The organism is Streptomyces sp. NPDC021749, assembly GCF_040640655.1.
In the GTDB taxonomy this organism is placed as follows: Bacteria; Actinomycetota; Actinomycetes; order Streptomycetales; family Streptomycetaceae; genus Streptomyces.
Genome location: NZ_JBFACE010000020.1, coordinates 1 through 15,808, shown reverse-complemented (window position 1 = coordinate 15,808; position 15,808 = coordinate 1). Strand labels below are relative to the sequence as shown.

Here is a 15,808-nt window from a genome sequence, read left to right as displayed (position 1 = left end):
ACCTTGCTATCGAGCGGTCGCCCCCCTGGGGCCTCCCCACCGAAGTAGGGGCGGATCTGGCAGCCGCGATGGCATTCAATCACTTACCAGCAGGCGTGCACGACGCCCTTAGAGCATTGTCCGTCACTCCGGTGACACACTCGGTGCCGATGGCCTCCAATCGACTCCCGCCGGATGCGGGCGCGCGCCCTTCCCCAGGCATGATTCTCGAACGTCTCGCCCGGGGCGCGACCCGCGCTGCGCGCATCACTCATACGGAGCACTTGCCCCCGCGGATCGGCAGCCATGCCGACTGGCCGGATCGGATCCGGCCGGAAGTGATCGACGCGATCCGTTCGTCCGGAATCGAGCGCCCCTGGGCCCACCAGGCACGGACATCCGAACACGCACTGCGCGGCGAGTCGGTCGTGGTGGCCACAGGCACCGCCTCGGGCAAGTCCCTGGCCTATCTCGCGCCGGTCCTCTCCACGCTCCTGGACGGCTCGGAGGCCCCCAACGGCCGGGGCACCACGGCGCTGTACCTGGCCCCGACGAAGGCCCTGGCCGCCGACCAGCGGCGTGCCGTACGCGAGCTGGCCGCCCCGCTGGGCACCGCCGTCCGGCCCGCGGTCTACGACGGCGACACCCCCGTCGAGGAGCGCGAATGGGTCCGCCAGTACGCGAACTACGTGCTGACCAACCCCGACATGCTGCACCGCGGCATCCTGCCGTCCCACCCCCGCTGGTCCTCCTTCCTGCGCGCGCTGCGCTACGTCGTCATCGACGAGTGCCACACCTACCGCGGCGTCTTCGGCTCGCACGTCGCCCAGGTGATCCGCCGGCTGCGCCGGGTCTGCGCCCGTTACGGCTCCGAGCCGGTCTTCCTGCTCGCCTCCGCCACGGCCGCCGAGCCCGCCCGTGCAGCGACCCGGCTCACCGGTCTGCCCGTGGTGGAGATCACCGAGGACACCTCGCCGCGCGGCGAGTTGGTCTTCGCGCTCTGGGAGCCGCCGCTGACCGAGCTGCACGGCGAACAGGGCGCCCCGGTGCGCCGCACGGCCACCGCCGAGACCGCCGATCTGCTCACCGACCTCGCCGTCCAGGGCGTGCGCACGGTCGCCTTCGTACGCTCCCGGCGCGGCGCGGAGCTGATCGCGCTGATCGCCCAGGAACGGCTCGCGGAGGTGGACCGCTCGCTGCCCGCGCGGATCGCCGCCTACCGGGGCGGCTATCTGCCCGAGGAGCGCCGCGCCCTGGAACGCGCCCTGCACAGCGGCGCGCTCCTGGGCCTGGCCGCCACCACGGCGCTGGAGCTGGGTGTGGACGTCTCCGGCCTGGACGCCGTGGTCATCGCCGGCTATCCGGGGACCCGCGCGTCCCTGTGGCAGCAGGCCGGCCGGGCCGGGCGGGCGGGGCAGGGCGCGCTGGCGGTGCTCGTGGCCCGCGACGACCCGCTGGACACCTATCTCGTCCACCACCCCGAGGCACTCTTCGACCGGCCCGTCGAGTCGACCGTCCTCGACCCCGACAACCCCTACGTGCTCGCCCCGCACCTGTGCGCCGCGGCCGCCGAACTCCCGCTCACCGAGGCCGACTTCACGCTCTTCGGGCCCGCGGCCGAAGGGCTGATGCCGCAACTGGAGGCCGCGGCCCTGCTGCGGCGGCGCGCCACCGCCTGGCACTGGACGCGCCGCGAACGGGCCGCCGACCTCACCGACATCCGCGGCCAGGGAGGTGCGCCGGTGCAGGTCGTGGAGGCCGGCACCGGGCGGCTGCTGGGGACCGTGGACGCCGCCGCCGCGCACACCACCGTGCACGACGGCGCGGTCCACCTCCATCAGGGCCGTACGTACGTCGTGCGCCACCTCGACCTGGACGACGACGTCGCGCTCGTCGAGGAGGCCAGCCCGCCGTATTCCACGACCGCCCGCGACACCACGGCCATCTCCATCCTGGAGACCGACACCGAGCTCCCCTGGGGGGACGCCCGGCTGTGCTTCGGCTCCGTGGAGGTCACCAACCAGGTCGTGTCCTACCTGCGCCGCAAGCTCATCACCGGCGAGGTCCTGGGCGAGACCAAGCTCGATCTGCCGCCGCGTACGCTGCGCACCCGCGCGGTGTGGTGGACGGTCACCGAGGACCAGCTCGACGCCGCCCGCGTCGGTCCCCGGGAGCTCGGCGGCGCGCTGCACGCCGCGGAGCACGCCTCCATCGGCATGCTGCCGCTCTTCGCCACCTGCGACCGCTGGGACATCGGCGGGGTGTCCGTCCCGCTGCACCCGGACACCCTGCTGCCGACCGTGTTCGTCTACGACGGCCACCCGGGCGGCGCGGGCTTCGCCGAACGCGCCTTCCACACGGCCGCCGACTGGCTCGCCGCCACCCGCAGCGCCATCGCCTCCTGCGAGTGCGACGCCGGCTGCCCGTCCTGCATCCAGTCCCCCAAATGCGGCAACGGCAACGACCCCCTCCACAAACGCGCCGCCATCCGCCTCCTCGCCGAACTCCTCCGCGGCGCACCGACGCCGCCGGCGGAGGGCGGGTAGCGGGGCGGAGCCACCGCCCTCCCGACGACGCAAGCGGTGCCCTCCGCTCGCCTGCACGAGCACCGGCCCCGGCTCGGGCCCGGGCCCGGGCCCGGGTTGCGTACCACCAGGCGGGCGACGGGGGCTCCACGTGCCGCCCGGTGGGCCGTGCGCGTCCCTCCGGGGGGCGGTGCGCGTCCCTCCGGGGGCGGTGCACGTCCCCTGCTGACCTGCGCCGCCGTACGAACCGCAGAGGCCCAGGGCGTCCCCTGAGCGGGCAGTGGGTGGCGCCCTGGACGGGCAGTGGGTGGCGCCCTGGACGGGCAGTGCGTGGCCCTTGGGGCGTCGGGCCGCATGTGTGGCGGGTGGGCGAAGGCCGGTGCTCATGCCACCCGGCGGGCGGAGGACGTCTCGGGCGCCGCCGGGTGGGCAGCGGACGTCCTCTGCGCCTCTGTAGGTCTGCGCCTCTGTAGGAGCAGCAGACCCCCGGGCCCCCGTACGGGCAGGGGGCGTCGTTGGCGTCGCCGGTCCGGCGCGGGCGCGTGACCGGGAGGTAAAGGGTGTGCTGCCTGCCTCGACCGAGACGTCCGCGATCGCGCCGGAGACCGCACAACGCACCAGCCGCGTGTACTGCGCTGCCGCCACCCGGCCCGCCGCCGCGCAGGCTGCGGCGGGGCCCCGTACGGCGAGGTCCGCGGCCGCCAATGCGGCCAGGTCGGCGGCGCCGCCCGCCCGATGGCGTGCCGCGACGGCCTGGCCCAGCCCCATCAGGGCCAGGAAGACCGCGCACAGCGCGGCGGCGGCGAAGACCGTAAAGACCGTCGCCGAGCCCTCATCGCCCCGTCGTTTCCTCCGCAAGAGCCACCGCCTCCCCTCCGACCCGTACCGTCAGCTCCCCGACACCGGGCAGTGCGGACTCGACCCGCACCCGCACCAGATCGCCCTCCCGGGCCAGCGCCACCCGTGCGCCCCGGGGCGCCACGCGCCGCGCGGCCGCGAGCACCGCCGTCCGCGGTTCCGACCGGGCCGCCGCCCGGGCTCCGGCCCGCGCCGCGTCCAGGCATTCGATGCGGGCACAGGCGGCCATCAGCCCCCAGATGAGCACCGCCACGACCACCACCAGCACCGGCAGCACCAGAGCCGTCTCCGCGGTCACAGAGCCCGCGTCGCGCCCCCTCCGCGGGGCCGCACGGGCCCCCCGGAGGGTCCTTCCACCGTCACGACGGTGCATGGAGCGCCTGCTCGATCAAGGACCGCAGCGCCGCCCGCACGGTGCCGCTCGTGATGAGCCGGTAGAACACGACGGCCAGCGCACAGGCCGCGAGCGTGACGATCGCGTACTCGGCCGTGGCCATCCCACGGTCATCGGCCGCCCTCCCGCGCAGCCGCTTCCTCCATCGCCGGAACATTCCAACCCCCTTTCCCCGGCCGCCTCCCGGCCGGTCGTCGTCGTTGTCTGGGTCGTTGTTGTTGTCGTCGTCTGGTTCGTCGTTGTTGTCGTCGGACGTCGTTGTTGTTGTCGGGCGTTGTTGTTGTCGGGCGTTGTTGTTGTCGTTGTTGGCGGCGTCGCCTCACGTCCTCCCTCGTTGTGAGGCCCCGCTGGCAGGCCTCGCTGTCAGGCCCTTTCGTCAGCCCTCGCGCTCGGCTTTCGCGGTCAGCTTTCGCGGTCAGTTACGCCCCAGCAGGCCGTCCGCCAGTCCGATCAGCACCGGTGCCACCCCGAGCAGGAGGAACGCCGGGAGAAAGCACCCGGCCAGCGGGAGGGTGACCAGCACTCCGGCCCGCCGGGCCCGGGCGGCCGCGGCTCGGTCCCGCTCGGCGCGCAGATCGGCAGCGATCCGGGACGCGGACTCCACCGCCGGCACGCCGGATATCCCGGCGCGCTCCATACAGCGGGCGAGTTCCTCGGCGCCGGGCAGTGCGGCCAACCGCCGCCAGACGACGGCCGGTTCGCCTCCCAGTCGTAGCTCCGCCGCCACTCGCCGCAGTCGTTCGGCCACCGGCCCGTCGAGGGACCGGCCGACCGCTTCGGCCGCTTCCCGCGGTCCGGCCCCCGCTGCCAGGCAGGCGGCCAACAGGTCGGCGGCCGACGCCAGTTGCCGGTGCACCTCCTCGGCCGCCGACCGTGCGGCCTGCGCCTCCTGATGGCGCGCCAGCTTGCGGTACGCGAGGAAGCCCGCGACGAGTCCCGCCACTGCGCCTGCCGCCCCGCCGATGAGGAGGACCACGAAGACCGCGGCCCCGAGGGACCCGGCCCATCTCGCCGGCCCGCCCGTTCCAGCCGGACGTCCCCGGGCCTGCGCTCGGGGACGCCCTGCGCGCCATCCGCTCCCCGGGAGCCAGCCCGCCCCGCCGGGCCCCTCACCGCCGCCACGACCGCCGCCGCCACGACCGCCGCCGCCGCGACCGGCGTCCCCGTCCGGGATGTGGCCCAGGACGGCCGCCGCCCGTCTCCGTAGCGCCCGGCGGCGACGCCCCTCCTCCCACACCGCCATTCCGCACCCCGTCGCCATCGCGCACAGCGCCACCATGGCGACGGCCACCGTCATCCCCACCCTGTGGACAACGTCCGCGGCATCGATCCCCGCGCCCACCACCGCACTCACGACATGTCCCTTCTGCGGACGTTCCGTACGCCCGCGCCGTCGTTCCGCACTCCCGCGCCACCCGCGCCATCCGCACGTTCCGCACCGTCCTTTCCTTCCGCTTCCGCGACGCCCTCCGCTTCCGCGACGATCCGGGCCGTCCACACCACCCCGCCCCACTCCAGGAGCCCGCCGAGCACCAGGCAGCCCCAGCCGGCCGGGGTGTGCAGCAGTACCCCCAGGGGGTCGGCCCCCAGGGCGGTGCCCATCAGGAGGCCGCCCACCGGGAGCAGTGCGAGCATCAGCGCGGTCGTCCGGGGCCCGGCCAACTGGGCCCGCAACTCCGCGCCCAGCTCCCGGCGGGCGCGGAGGCCGGCCGCGATCCGCTCCAGTCCGGAGGCCAGCCCCGCACCGCCCTCGACCGCCACCTGCCAGCACGCCGCCACGGCGGTGAGCCCCTCTGCCCCGGGCTGCCGCGCCGCGGCCCGTAGCGCCCGGGGCACGTCCCCGCCGTAGCGCGCGGCCGCCGTCGCCGCCCCGCCCGCCGGGCCCAGCGCCGGCGGTGCGCCCGCGACGCACAGCGCCTGGGCCGGCTGCCGGCCGGCCCGCAACTCCCCCGCCACTGCGGCGCACAGCCCGATCAGCTCGGCGGTCCGCCGCTCGCGGGCCCGCTCCGCCCGACGGCCGGCGAGCCACCGCCGGACGAGATGGGCCGCCACCGGTGTCGCGAGCACCGGCAGTACGGACCCGCCCAGGACGCCCAAGGCCAGCCCGGCGGGCAGGCACCACAACTCCCGTCCGACGTCGGCCCGGCGGCCGATGCGCCAGCGGCGTTCCCCGTCGGTCACCCGTCCCGCGCACCACGTCCGCACCTCCGCCGGCCACCGGGCCCGCCCCGGGGCAGGCCGGTCGCCGGCTTCGCCCCCGAGGACCGCGCGGGCCCGCCGCCGTACCTCCTCCCGCCTCCCGGCCGCCAGCCGGGCCGCGGCGCCCGCACACAGCACCGCGCCCACCAGCGCCGTCACGGAGCCGTTCACGGCCACTCGCCTCCGCCGCGCTCGCACAGGCGGCTCAACCGGTCCCAGCCTGGGGCCCGTTGGAAGCCGTCCGGGCTCCAGACGGCCGCCGGGACGGTCACCACGCAGCCGTCGCGATCGCGCTCCAGGACGTGGATCTCGGCGATCCGGCGGCGGCCGGCCCGGTCGCGTACGAGGTGGAGGACGGCACAGAGCGCGGCCGCCAACTGGCTGTGCAGCGCGGCCCGGTCCAGGCCCGCGGTCGAGCCGAGCGCCTCCAGGCGCGCGGGGACGTCGCAGGCGGCGTTGGCATGGACCGTGCCACAACCGCCCTCGTGGCCGGTGTTGAGGGCGGCCAGCAGGTCCGTGACCTCCGGGCCCCGCACCTCGCCCACCACCAGCCGGTCCGGCCGCATCCGCAACGCTTGCCGTACGAGGTCCCGCAGCGTCACCCGTCCCGCACCCTCCTGGTTGGCGGGCCGGGTCTCCAGCCGCACCACATGGGGGTGGTCGGGGCGCAGCTCCGCCGAATCCTCGGCCAGGACGATCCGCTCGGCCGGGCCGACCAGGCCGAGCAGCGTGCTGAGGAGCGTCGTCTTGCCGGAGCCCGTACCTCCGCTGACCAGGAAGGACAGCCGGGCCCCCAGCACCGCCCGGAGCAGCCGGTCGCCGCCGGGCGGGACGGTGCCGGCCGCCACCAGTTCGGAGAGCGTGAAGGCTCTGGGCCGCAGCACCCGTAGGGACAGGCAGGTCCCGCCGACCGCCACCGGGGGCAGGACGGCGTGCAGCCGGGTGCCGTCCGGAAGCCGGGCGTCCACCCACGGCCGGGCGTCGTCCAGCCGCCGCCCGGCCACCGCCGCGAGCCGTTGGGCGAGCCGGCGGACCTCCGCGCCGTCCCGGAAGCGGACGTCCGTACGCTCCAGGCCGGCGCCGCGGTCCACCCACACCTCGTCCGGCGCCGTGACCAGCACGTCCGTCACGTCGGGCGCGGCCAGCAGCGGCTCCAGCGGTCCGCTGCCCACCATCTCGGAGCGCAACTCCCCGACCACACCCAGCACTTCGGTGTCCCCCAGCAGCCGTCCCTCCTCGCGCAGCGCCACCGCCACCCGCGCCGGCGTCGGCTCCGCCCCCTCTTCGGCGAGCCGCCGCCGCACCGCCTCCAGCAGGCCCTCGCCCTGTTTCACGGCCGGCCTCCGTCCGCTCCGCCCGGGTGCGCGGCCCCCGGATCTGCGCCACCGGGCGCGCCCTTCCGGTCCGCTCCCGGAGGCGGGGCGCCCTCCCGGCCCGGCGTCGCCCGGGACCAGAACTCCCCGCAGAAGCGCGCCAGCGGCCCGCGCGCCTGGGAGCCCGGCGGCAGACCGCGCGCCAGGTCCGCGAACAGGCCCAGCTCCCAGGGGAGTTCACCGGCCAGCGGCAGATCCATGAGCCGGGCGATGTCGGTCGGGGGCAGGCCGTGTCCATGGCGGTCGGGGGTTCCGCGCGCGACCAGCCGCAGATCGCCGAGCAGGGGCTGCAACCCGGCGGCCACCCGCTGGGCCGCCGCCACCGCCCGTAGCTCCGTGGGAACCAGCAGCAGCCCCACGTCCACCTGGGCCAGCGCCTCCGCCGTCGCCTCGTCGACGCGGCGCGGCAGGTCCACGACCACGACCCCGCCGCGCCGGCGCGCCGCGGAGACGACCGCCCGCATCGCCGGCGGCGGTACGGCGACCTCGGCGCCCCGGTCCCAGCTGAGGACCCGCAGGGAGTGCAGCCGGGGCAGGGACTCTTCGAGGGCGCCGCAGGCCACCCGGCCGCGCGACTCGGCGAAGGCCGGCCAGCGCAGCCCCTTCTCCTTCTCCCCGCCCAGCAGGACGTCCAGCCCACCGCCCAGCGGGTCGCCGTCGACGAGCATCGTGCGCCGCCCCGTCCGCGCGGCGGTGACGGCCAGCGCGGCGGCCAGGGTGCTCGCCCCGGCACCGCCGCGGCCGGCGATGACGCCCACCGTCAGGGCCGGCGGCCCGTCCCCCTCGACCGCGTCGGCGATCCGGTCGACCAGCCAGCGCTCCCCGTCGGGGAGGCCCAGAACCCTCTCGGCGCCCAGGGCGACGGCCTGCCGCCAGGTCTCCTGATCGTCGGTACCCGGCGCCGTGAGGATCACTCCCGGGCGGCGTGCGGCACCGCGTAACCGGCCCGCGCAGTCGGCCCCGACGATCACCAGGGGCGCCGCCTCCCAGCTCCCTTTGCGGGCCGGCAGGCCGTGCGCCACTTCGGGCAGCGCACCGGCCGCCGCGCACAGCCGCAGCAGGTCGTCGAGGAGCCGTTCGTCCTCGGTGATGATCAGCGGGCCGCCCCACTCTCCGCCGGCCCGGACCGGCCCTTCCGATGGCGTCGTTCCAGCCATGTCCCGTCCCCCTATCGCTACGCGACTCGCACTCCGCGAACTCGCGGACTTTTACGATGCAGGGGTCGGGAAATCCGTGTGGATCTTGGTCTGAATCTGTGGACAACTCCGCGCCTGTGAATATCCCCGTCACCTATTCCAGCGACCGGCGGCCACTTCCGTGACGGAAGAGGGCCGCGCGAGGCACTCCAGGGGCGCACGAGGGGCGACCCGCCTGGGCTTCCTCAGAGCAGCGCGTTGACTACGGTGCGTAAGGGGAGGAAGGCGTCGTGAACGCCGGCGCCGAACGGGCGCAAAGAGGGGCGGATCAATGCCTCACGGCGGAAAAGGCCCCCGGACATGCGACGACCCCCGCCGGGGGGGAGAGCGGGGGTCGTCCCCACGGCCGACTCGGGGGGGGAGGAGCCGGACCGGGTTAGCACGGTCGCGAACGATCCGTGACTTCCATGGTGTACCCGAGAGCCTTCTCAGGCAAACCCACGCGCCACACCTTACGCCGAATGGTGGGCCGCCTATGCTCGCCCCGTGGAAAACCACTCCGTGCCTCACTCGACGCCCCGTACTGCTGCGTTCTTCGACCTGGACAAGACCGTCATTGCTAAGTCGAGCACGCTGACCTTCAGCAAGTCGTTCTACCAAGGCGGCCTGATCAATCGGCGGGCCGTACTGCGCACTGCGTATGCCCAGTTCGTGTTCCTCGCGGGCGGCGCCGATCACGATCAGATGGAGCGGATGCGGGAATATCTCTCCTCCTTGTGCCGCGGCTGGGATGTGGCCCAGGTGCGGGAGATCGTCGCCGAGACACTGCACGATCTGATCGACCCGATCATTTACGACGAGGCGGCCTCGCTCATCGAGGAGCATCACGCCGCGGGCCGTGATGTCGTCATTGTCTCCACCTCCGGCGCCGAGGTCGTCGAACCGATCGGGGAACTCCTCGGGGCCGACCGTGTCGTGGCCACCCGTATGGTCGTCGGCGAGGACGGCCGATTCACCGGAGAGGTGGAGTATTACGCCTACGGCCCCACCAAGGCGGAGGCCGTCCGGGAGCTCGCCGACTCGGAGGGCTACGACCTGGAACGCTGTTATGCGTACAGCGATTCGGCGACCGACGTCCCGATGCTGTCGGCCGTGGGACATCCGTTCGCGGTCAATCCGGACCGTGCGCTGCGCCGCGAGGCCGTCACCCGGGGATGGCCGATCCTCTCCTTCAACCGGCCGGTTCCGCTCAAGCAGCGACTGCCCGCGCTGTCCATGCCCTCCCGGCCGGTGCTCGCCGCCATGGCCGCGGTGAGCGCGGCGGCCGCCACCGCCACCCTGGTCTGGTATGCGAGCCGGCGGAAAACCTCGAAGCCGCGCCTCGCTCGTATCGGCCGGATCGGCCGCGCCGCCCGTATTGACCGCGTTTGAAGCCAAACGTAAAGATCTGCGACCCGGGGTTCCGCTTGCCCGGCACGAGTAGTACAAAGGACTTAACGGCCCGCGAGACCAAGGACATCCGAGAGGAAAACCTTTAATCAGCAAGTGGCCCACGGACCGATGCATGAATGCCGGGCACCCACGCGACGCCGACCCGTCGATTACGGGCCAGCCACACCAGGTAACCGGACGAAGATTCCGACCTGATGGGCACATATTCGAGCACGCACTGGTAACCCGGCAGACGTGCCAGCGGCGGTACCACCGATTGGTACCGCCGCAACCCTGTGTTCGGGCCCGAATCAAGCAATGCGTTCCGGAATTCCGGCTACCGAGTCGGATACCGCGGCCCTCGGCGGCCGGATACCGCGCCCCGGCCGCTCATGCCGCGCCACGCTGAAGGGCCTCACAGACCGCCGTGCTCTCCCGTACGCCGAGTTCCACCGCGCGCCCGCAGTGGGCGATCCACCCGGCGACGCCCTCCGGGGTGCCCGAGACATAGCCCTCCAGGGCCGCCACGTAGGCCGCCCGGCCCAGTTCCGCGTGCCCCACCTCGGCGGGGCAGATCGCCTTGGGGTCCAGTCCACTGCCGACCAGCACGATCCGCTCCGCGGCCCGGGCGACCAGCCCGTTGTGCGAGGCGAACGGCCGCAGCGCCAGCAACTCGCCGTGCACCACTGCGGCGAGCACCAGAGCCGGCGCCTCCGTACCGGCCAGCAGCAGCCGCGACAGCCCGTCCAGCCGCCCGGCCACCTCGTCGGCGTCCGGCAGCGGCAGCTCGATGAGCGGCTCGTCCACGGGCTCCGCGGCGAGCCGGGGCCGCCCCACCGTGTCGTCCGCCGCCTCCTTGCCGGCCGCCACGAGATGGAGCCGCGCCAGCACCCGCAGGGGCGACTGCCGCCACACGCTCAGCAGCTGGCCGGCCTCGGCGGTCAGCCGCAGCGCCGCGCCGACCGTCCGCGGCTCCCCCCCGACGCCGAAGTCGGTCCGGCGCCTGACCTCTTCGAGCGCCCAGTCGGCGCCCGCCAGGGCCGCGGAACCGCGCGCTCCGCGCAGCGCCGCCTCGGAGCTGACCTCGTTGCTGCGGCGCCGCATGATCCGGTGCCCGTAGACCCGGTCGACGCCCTTGCGCACGGAGTCCACGGAGTCGGCGACTCCCGGGAGCGAGGCCAGGGTCGCGAGCGGATCGTCGCCCGCCTTCGGGGGTGCGGGGGTCGTCCCCCGGGAGTTTCCAGCCATGGGTACGACCCTACGCACCGGCGGCCCGAACCCCTCGAAGGAGTGGTCTTCTTCACGCAGACCTCTCACTCAGAGGAACGGCCGGATTACCCTTCGTGAACATGAAGATCGCTTTCGTAGGCAAGGGCGGCAGTGGCAAGACCACCCTCTCCTCCCTGTTCATCCGTCATCTGGCCGCGGCCCGGGTCCCCGTGGTCGCCGTGGACGCCGACATCAACCAGCATCTGGGCGCCGCCCTCGGCCTCGACGAGGCGGAGGCCGCCGCGCTCCCCGCGATGGGCGCCCACCTCCCGCTGATCAAGGACTACTTGCGTGGCAGCAACCCGCGGATCCCGTCCGCCGAGGCCATGATCAAGACGACCCCGCCCGGTGAGGGTTCGCGCCTCCTCCGGGTCTGCGAGGACAACCCCGTTTACGACGCGTGCGCGCGGACGGTGGAGCTGGACGGCACTCCGGTCCGGCTCATGGCGACCGGACCGTTCACCGAATCGGACCTCGGCGTGGCCTGTTACCACTCCAAGGTCGGCGCCGTCGAACTGTGCCTGAACCACCTCGTTGACGGCCGTGAGGAGTACGTCGTGGTCGACATGACGGCCGGTTCCGACTCCTTCGCCTCCGGGATGTTCACCCGCTTCGACATGACCTTCCTGGTCGCCGAGCCGACCCGTAAGGGCATCGCGGTCTACCGCCAATACAAGGCGTACGCCCGGGATTTCGGCGTCCCCCTGAAGGTGGTGGGCAACAAGGTGCAGGGCCCGGACGACCTCGCGTTCCTGCGCGAGGCGGTGGGCGACGACCTGCTGGTGACGGTCGGGCATTCGGAGTGGGTGCGCGCCCTGGAGAAGGGCCGCCCGGCCCGCTTCGCCTATCTGGAGCAGGCCAACCGCCGCGCCCTGGAGACGCTGCACGACACGGCCGATGCCGCCTACGGACAGCGCGACTGGGAGCGCTACACGCGCCAGATGGTGCACTTCCACCTGAAGAACGCGGAGAGCTGGGGCAACGCCAAGACGGGCGTCGACCTCGCGGCCCAGGTCGACCCGGCGTTCGTCCTCTTCGAGGGGACGGCCACCCCGCAGCCGGCCTGATCGCCGGACGGCGCGAGTCGTCGCACGGCTCGCGCCGGGCCCACCGGGCCGGTCGGCCCGGTTTCCCGGCCCCGGCAACCACGGCGCCCAGATCTTCACCCGATGGAGGGGCGAATTGGGGCAAATGCCCGCAAAGTCTTCTCTGAACCTTTACGCGTCATTACGCTTCGTTTACCGCCGCTTGAGAGTCACCGGAACGTCACCCACCGCGACGACCGCCGGCCGGCTCGCGACCCGCCGCAGTACACCGCCGCCCACGATCGCGCCCCGCGCGACCGCGTCGCCCCGGAGGAGACGGGAATGTCGCAGATCGAGAAGTCGCCGCCGCAGCCGCCCCGCTCCCCGTACCAGGAAGCCGTTCCTCCCGACCCCCGCATCCACCCCGGGGAACCCCGCACGAAGCGGACCGGCCGGGCCGCCTGGCTCCGGGACCTCTCCGCCTCGGCCGTCGTCTTCCTGCTCGCCGTCCCGCTGTCACTCGGCGTCGCGCTGGCCACCGGAGCCCCGCTCCAGGCCGGGCTGATCGCAGCGGTCGTCGGCGGCATCGTCGCCGGTCTGCTCGGCGGCGCGCCCCTACAGGTGAGTGGAGCCGCCACCGGCCTCCTGGTGGTGACCACCGACCTCGTCCAGCGCTACGGCTGGCGGGCCACCTGCGCCATCACGGTCCTGGCCGGCCTGACCCAACTCGCCCTGGGCGCCCTGCGGGTGGCCCGGGCGACGCTGGCCGTCAGCCCGGCGATCGTGCACGGCATGCTGGCCGGCATCGGGGCCACCATCGCCATCGGTCAGCTCCATGTGGTGCTCGGCGGCCGGCCCGACAGTTCGGCGCTCGACAACATCGCCGCCCTCCCCGGCCAGCTGGCGCACCCGCACACCACCGCGCTGCTGATCGGCGCCGTCACCGTGGCCGTACTCGCCGGCTGGGGGCGGCTCCCGGGACGTGCCGGACGGTGGGCGCGGGCGCTGCCGGCGCCGCTGGTCGCGGTGGCCGCCGCGACGGCGGTCGGCGCGGGTTCGGCGGTGCCGCGCGTGGCGCTGCCGTCCTGGCAGGTACCGGCGCTCCCGGTGGTGCCGGAGGCGTCCGTTCCGGCCCTGGCCGCCGCGGTGCTGACCGTCACCTTCGTCGCCAGTATGGAGTCGCTGCTGTCCGCCGTGGCCGTGGACCGGCTCGCCGCCGAGCGGCCCGAAGCCCCCACCGGCCGCCTCCGGCTCAACCGCGAACTGGCCGCCCAGGGGGCGGCCAACACCGTCTCCGGCCTGCTGGGCGGGCTGCCCGTCTCCGGGGGCGCGATCCGCGGCTCGGCCAATGTGCGGGCCGGCGCCGCCACCCGCCGGGCCACCGTGCTGCACGGCGTGTGGGTGCTGCTGTGCGCCGGCCTGACGGCGGCCGCCCTGGAGCTCATCCCGCTGGCCGCACTGGCCGCCCTGGTGATGGTGGTCGGCGTACGGATGGTGAGCTTCGCGCACATCCGGCACGTCCAGCGGCACCGGGAATTCCCGGTCTACGCGGCCACGTTGGGCGGCGTGGTCCTGCTCGGCGTCCTCCAGGGCGTACTGACCGGCATCGCCGTCGCGGGCTTCCTCGCGCTGCGCCGGCTGACCCACACGCGCGTCACGGTCACGAAGGAGGACGAGGGCTACCGGGTGCGCATCAGCGGCCAGTTGACCTTCCTGGCGGTGCCGCGGCTGACCCGGGCGCTGGCGCTGGTCCCGGCCCACACCGACGTCGTCATCGAACTGTGCGGCTCCTTCATGGACCACGCCGCCTACGAGGCGCTGCAGTCCTGGTCGGCGGCCCATCGGGCGCACGGCGGCTGGGTGACCCTCGGCGGCCGCTCGGCCCGTCCGGTCACCGAGCCGGACGATGCGCACTCCTGCCGGCCGTGGACGCCGTGGCGCCACCACGAGTGCACCCGGCCGGACCCGGACCAGGGGCCGGCCCCGGCGAGCGGCAGCCAACTGCTGGGCGGGCTCAGCGCGTTCCAGCGCCATACGGCTCCGCTGGTGCGCGAGGAGCTGGCGCGGCTGGCGCGCGAGGGGCAGCGGCCCACCCAGCTGTTCCTGACCTGCGCCGACTCCCGGCTGGTCACGAGCATGATCACCTCCAGCGGCCCGGGCGACCTGTTCACCGTGCGCAACGTCGGCAATCTGATGCCGCCGCCCGGCTCGGACACCTCGTGCGACTCCGTGGGCGCGGCGATCGAGTACGCGGTCGAGGTCCTGCGGGTCGGCTCGATCACCGTGTGCGGGCATTCCGGATGCGGCGCCATGGGAGCCCTGCTGAATTCCACGGCGCCCGAGGACGGCGAGCCGACCCCGCTCTCCCGCTGGCTGCGGCACGGCCTGCCGAGCCTGGCCCGGATGCAGCGCATCGGGCGGCTGGGCCGGGGCGAAGTCGCGCTGTGCGGCCGTCCGGTGAGCGATGATCAGGAGCGACTGGCGCTCGTCAATGTCATGCAGCAGCTCGACCACCTCCGGGCGCACCCTTGCGTGGCCCGCCGGGTGGCCGAGGGAGGCCTCACCCTGCACGGGATGTACTTCCACGTCGGCGAGGCCCAGGCGTACGTGCTCGACGAGGCCACCGGGCGGTTCCGCGCGGTCCGCGGCGAGGCGGCCCCGATCCGGGTCTGACCTGCGTAGCAGCCCGTGCGTCGGCACGGACCAGACTGGCAGTCAACAGGTCTACACCATTATTTATCCACAGCCCTTGTCAGGGCCCGGTGCGGGCTGATGAGCTATGGCCTGGGACACATCGGACACCCCTGATTGGGAGAAGTCGTGAGCAACGAAAGCCTGGCCAACCTGCTCAAAGAGGAACGGCGGTTCGCGCCCCCCGCCGAGCTGGCCGCGCATGCCAACGTCACGGCTGCCGCGTACGAACAGGGCGCGGCGGACCGGCTGGCCTTCTGGGCCGAGCAGGCCCGACGCCTGTCCTGGGGGACCGAGCCCACCCAGACCCTCGACTGGTCCAACCCGCCCTTCGCGAAGTGGTTCGCCGACGGCAAGCTGAACGTCGCCTACAACTGCGTCGACCGCCATGTGGAGAACGGCCTGGGCGACCGGGTCGCCCTCCACTTCGAGGGCGAGCCGGGCGACAGCCGCTCCCTGACCTACGCCGAGCTGCAGCGCGAGGTCTCCAAGGCCGCCCACGCCCTCACCGAGCTCGGTGTGCAGGCCGGCGACCGGGTCGCCATCTACATGCCGATGATTCCGGAGACGGTCGTCGCCATGCTGGCCTGCGCCCGCCTGGGCGCACCGCATTCGGTCGTCTTCGGCGGCTTCTCCGCGGACGCGCTGGCGACCCGGATCAACGACGCCGACGCCCGCGTGGTGATCACCGCCGACGGCGGCTACCGCCGCGGCAAGCCGTCCGCCCTCAAGCCGGCCGTCGACGAGGCCCTGACCAGGCCCGGCACGGAGAACGTGCGCAGCGTGCTCGTGGTGCGCCGTACGGGCCAGGAGGGCATCGCCTGGCACGAGGGCCGCGACGTGTGGTGGCACGAGATCGTCGACCGGCAGAGCGAGACGCACACCCCCGAGGCGTTCGACGCCGAGCACCCGCTGTTCATCCTCTACA

General features: G+C 74.0%; 12 protein-coding genes and 1 pseudogene. 5 read left to right on the top strand and 8 right to left on the bottom strand.

From position 1 onward, the window contains the following. Positions 1-68 precede the first annotated feature (68 nt). On the top strand, positions 69-2,525 hold the full coding sequence (locus AB0G35_RS20640; RefSeq protein WP_360951141.1) for a DEAD/DEAH box helicase: 2,457 nt from the start codon (positions 69-71) through the stop codon (positions 2,523-2,525). A gap of 564 nt (positions 2,526-3,089) precedes the next feature. On the opposite strand, the pseudogene AB0G35_RS20635 reads toward AB0G35_RS20640, so the two are convergent. The 7 genes and pseudogenes from AB0G35_RS20635 to ssd all read right to left on the bottom strand — a co-directional run. Next, positions 3,090-3,362, bottom strand: a pseudogene (locus AB0G35_RS20635) (Rv3654c family TadE-like protein); the annotation flags it as partial. Then, positions 3,337-3,735, bottom strand: coding sequence for a TadE family type IV pilus minor pilin (locus AB0G35_RS20630; protein WP_360951138.1), 399 nt, complete (start codon positions 3,733-3,735; stop codon positions 3,337-3,339). The pseudogene AB0G35_RS20635 and the gene AB0G35_RS20630, both read right to left, overlap by 26 nt. Further along, the gene (locus AB0G35_RS20625) at positions 3,722-3,913 is read right to left on the bottom strand and encodes a DUF4244 domain-containing protein (protein WP_261956479.1); all 192 of its coding nucleotides are present in this window, start codon (positions 3,911-3,913) and stop codon (positions 3,722-3,724) included. Before AB0G35_RS20625 ends, AB0G35_RS20630 begins: the two co-directional genes overlap by 14 nt. A gap of 258 nt (positions 3,914-4,171) precedes the next feature. Beyond that, a complete protein-coding gene (locus tag AB0G35_RS20620; protein ID WP_360951135.1) occupies positions 4,172-5,110 on the bottom strand; it encodes a type II secretion system F family protein in 939 nt (312 codons plus the stop codon). Further along, positions 5,107-6,126, bottom strand: a complete 1,020-nt coding sequence (locus AB0G35_RS20615) for a type II secretion system F family protein (protein ID WP_360951132.1) — start codon at positions 6,124-6,126, stop codon at positions 5,107-5,109. The genes AB0G35_RS20620 and AB0G35_RS20615 overlap by 4 nt, the downstream gene beginning before the upstream one ends. Then, the gene (locus AB0G35_RS20610) at positions 6,123-7,289 is read right to left on the bottom strand and encodes a TadA family conjugal transfer-associated ATPase (RefSeq protein WP_360951129.1); all 1,167 of its coding nucleotides are present in this window, start codon (positions 7,287-7,289) and stop codon (positions 6,123-6,125) included. The genes AB0G35_RS20615 and AB0G35_RS20610 overlap by 4 nt, the downstream gene beginning before the upstream one ends. After that, positions 7,286-8,485 carry a septum site-determining protein Ssd gene (ssd, locus tag AB0G35_RS20605; RefSeq protein WP_360951126.1) on the bottom strand — a complete coding sequence of 400 codons (1,200 nt, stop codon included), beginning with the start codon at positions 8,483-8,485 and terminating at the stop codon, positions 7,286-7,288. The genes AB0G35_RS20610 and ssd overlap by 4 nt, the downstream gene beginning before the upstream one ends. Before the next feature lie 525 nt (positions 8,486-9,010). Between ssd and AB0G35_RS20600 the strand changes: the two genes are divergently transcribed. Continuing rightward, complete coding sequence (locus AB0G35_RS20600; RefSeq protein ID WP_360951123.1) at positions 9,011-9,895, top strand: HAD-IB family hydrolase; 885 nt, start codon at positions 9,011-9,013, stop codon at positions 9,893-9,895. Between the two features lie 390 nt (positions 9,896-10,285). On the opposite strand, the gene AB0G35_RS20595 is transcribed toward AB0G35_RS20600, so the two are convergent. Beyond that, positions 10,286-11,143, bottom strand: coding sequence for an oxidoreductase (locus AB0G35_RS20595; protein WP_360951120.1), 858 nt, complete (start codon positions 11,141-11,143; stop codon positions 10,286-10,288). A 101-nt stretch (positions 11,144-11,244) separates the two neighbouring features. Here AB0G35_RS20595 and AB0G35_RS20590 point away from each other — a divergent pair, with 101 nt between their 5' ends. The 3 genes from AB0G35_RS20590 to AB0G35_RS20580 form a co-directional block, all read left to right on the top strand. Beyond that, positions 11,245-12,231 carry an ATP-binding protein gene (locus AB0G35_RS20590; protein ID WP_360951117.1) on the top strand — a complete coding sequence of 329 codons (987 nt, stop codon included), beginning with the start codon at positions 11,245-11,247 and terminating at the stop codon, positions 12,229-12,231. Between the two features lie 300 nt (positions 12,232-12,531). After that, positions 12,532-14,862, top strand: a complete 2,331-nt coding sequence (locus tag AB0G35_RS20585) for a SulP family inorganic anion transporter (protein WP_360951114.1) — start codon at positions 12,532-12,534, stop codon at positions 14,860-14,862. A 147-nt stretch (positions 14,863-15,009) separates the two neighbouring features. Next, positions 15,010-15,808 (top strand): AMP-binding protein (locus tag AB0G35_RS20580; RefSeq protein ID WP_360951111.1); only part of this gene is annotated, 799 nt, incomplete at its 3' end.

What these genes read in the sequence shown, in the direction of transcription:
- AB0G35_RS20640 (WP_360951141.1), top strand. Translation starts at nt 69, where the DNA reads ATGGCATTCAATCACTTACCAGCAGGCGTGCACGACGCCCTTAGAGCA.
- AB0G35_RS20630 (WP_360951138.1), bottom strand. Translation starts at nt 3,735, where the DNA reads ATGCACCGTCGTGACGGTGGAAGGACCCTCCGGGGGGCCCGTGCGGCC.
- AB0G35_RS20625 (WP_261956479.1), bottom strand. Translation starts at nt 3,913, where the DNA reads ATGTTCCGGCGATGGAGGAAGCGGCTGCGCGGGAGGGCGGCCGATGAC.
- ssd (WP_360951126.1), bottom strand. Translation starts at nt 8,485, where the DNA reads ATGGCTGGAACGACGCCATCGGAAGGGCCGGTCCGGGCCGGCGGAGAG.
- AB0G35_RS20595 (WP_360951120.1), bottom strand. Translation starts at nt 11,143, where the DNA reads ATGGCTGGAAACTCCCGGGGGACGACCCCCGCACCCCCGAAGGCGGGC.
- AB0G35_RS20590 (WP_360951117.1), top strand. Translation starts at nt 11,245, where the DNA reads ATGAAGATCGCTTTCGTAGGCAAGGGCGGCAGTGGCAAGACCACCCTC.
- AB0G35_RS20585 (WP_360951114.1), top strand. Translation starts at nt 12,532, where the DNA reads ATGTCGCAGATCGAGAAGTCGCCGCCGCAGCCGCCCCGCTCCCCGTAC.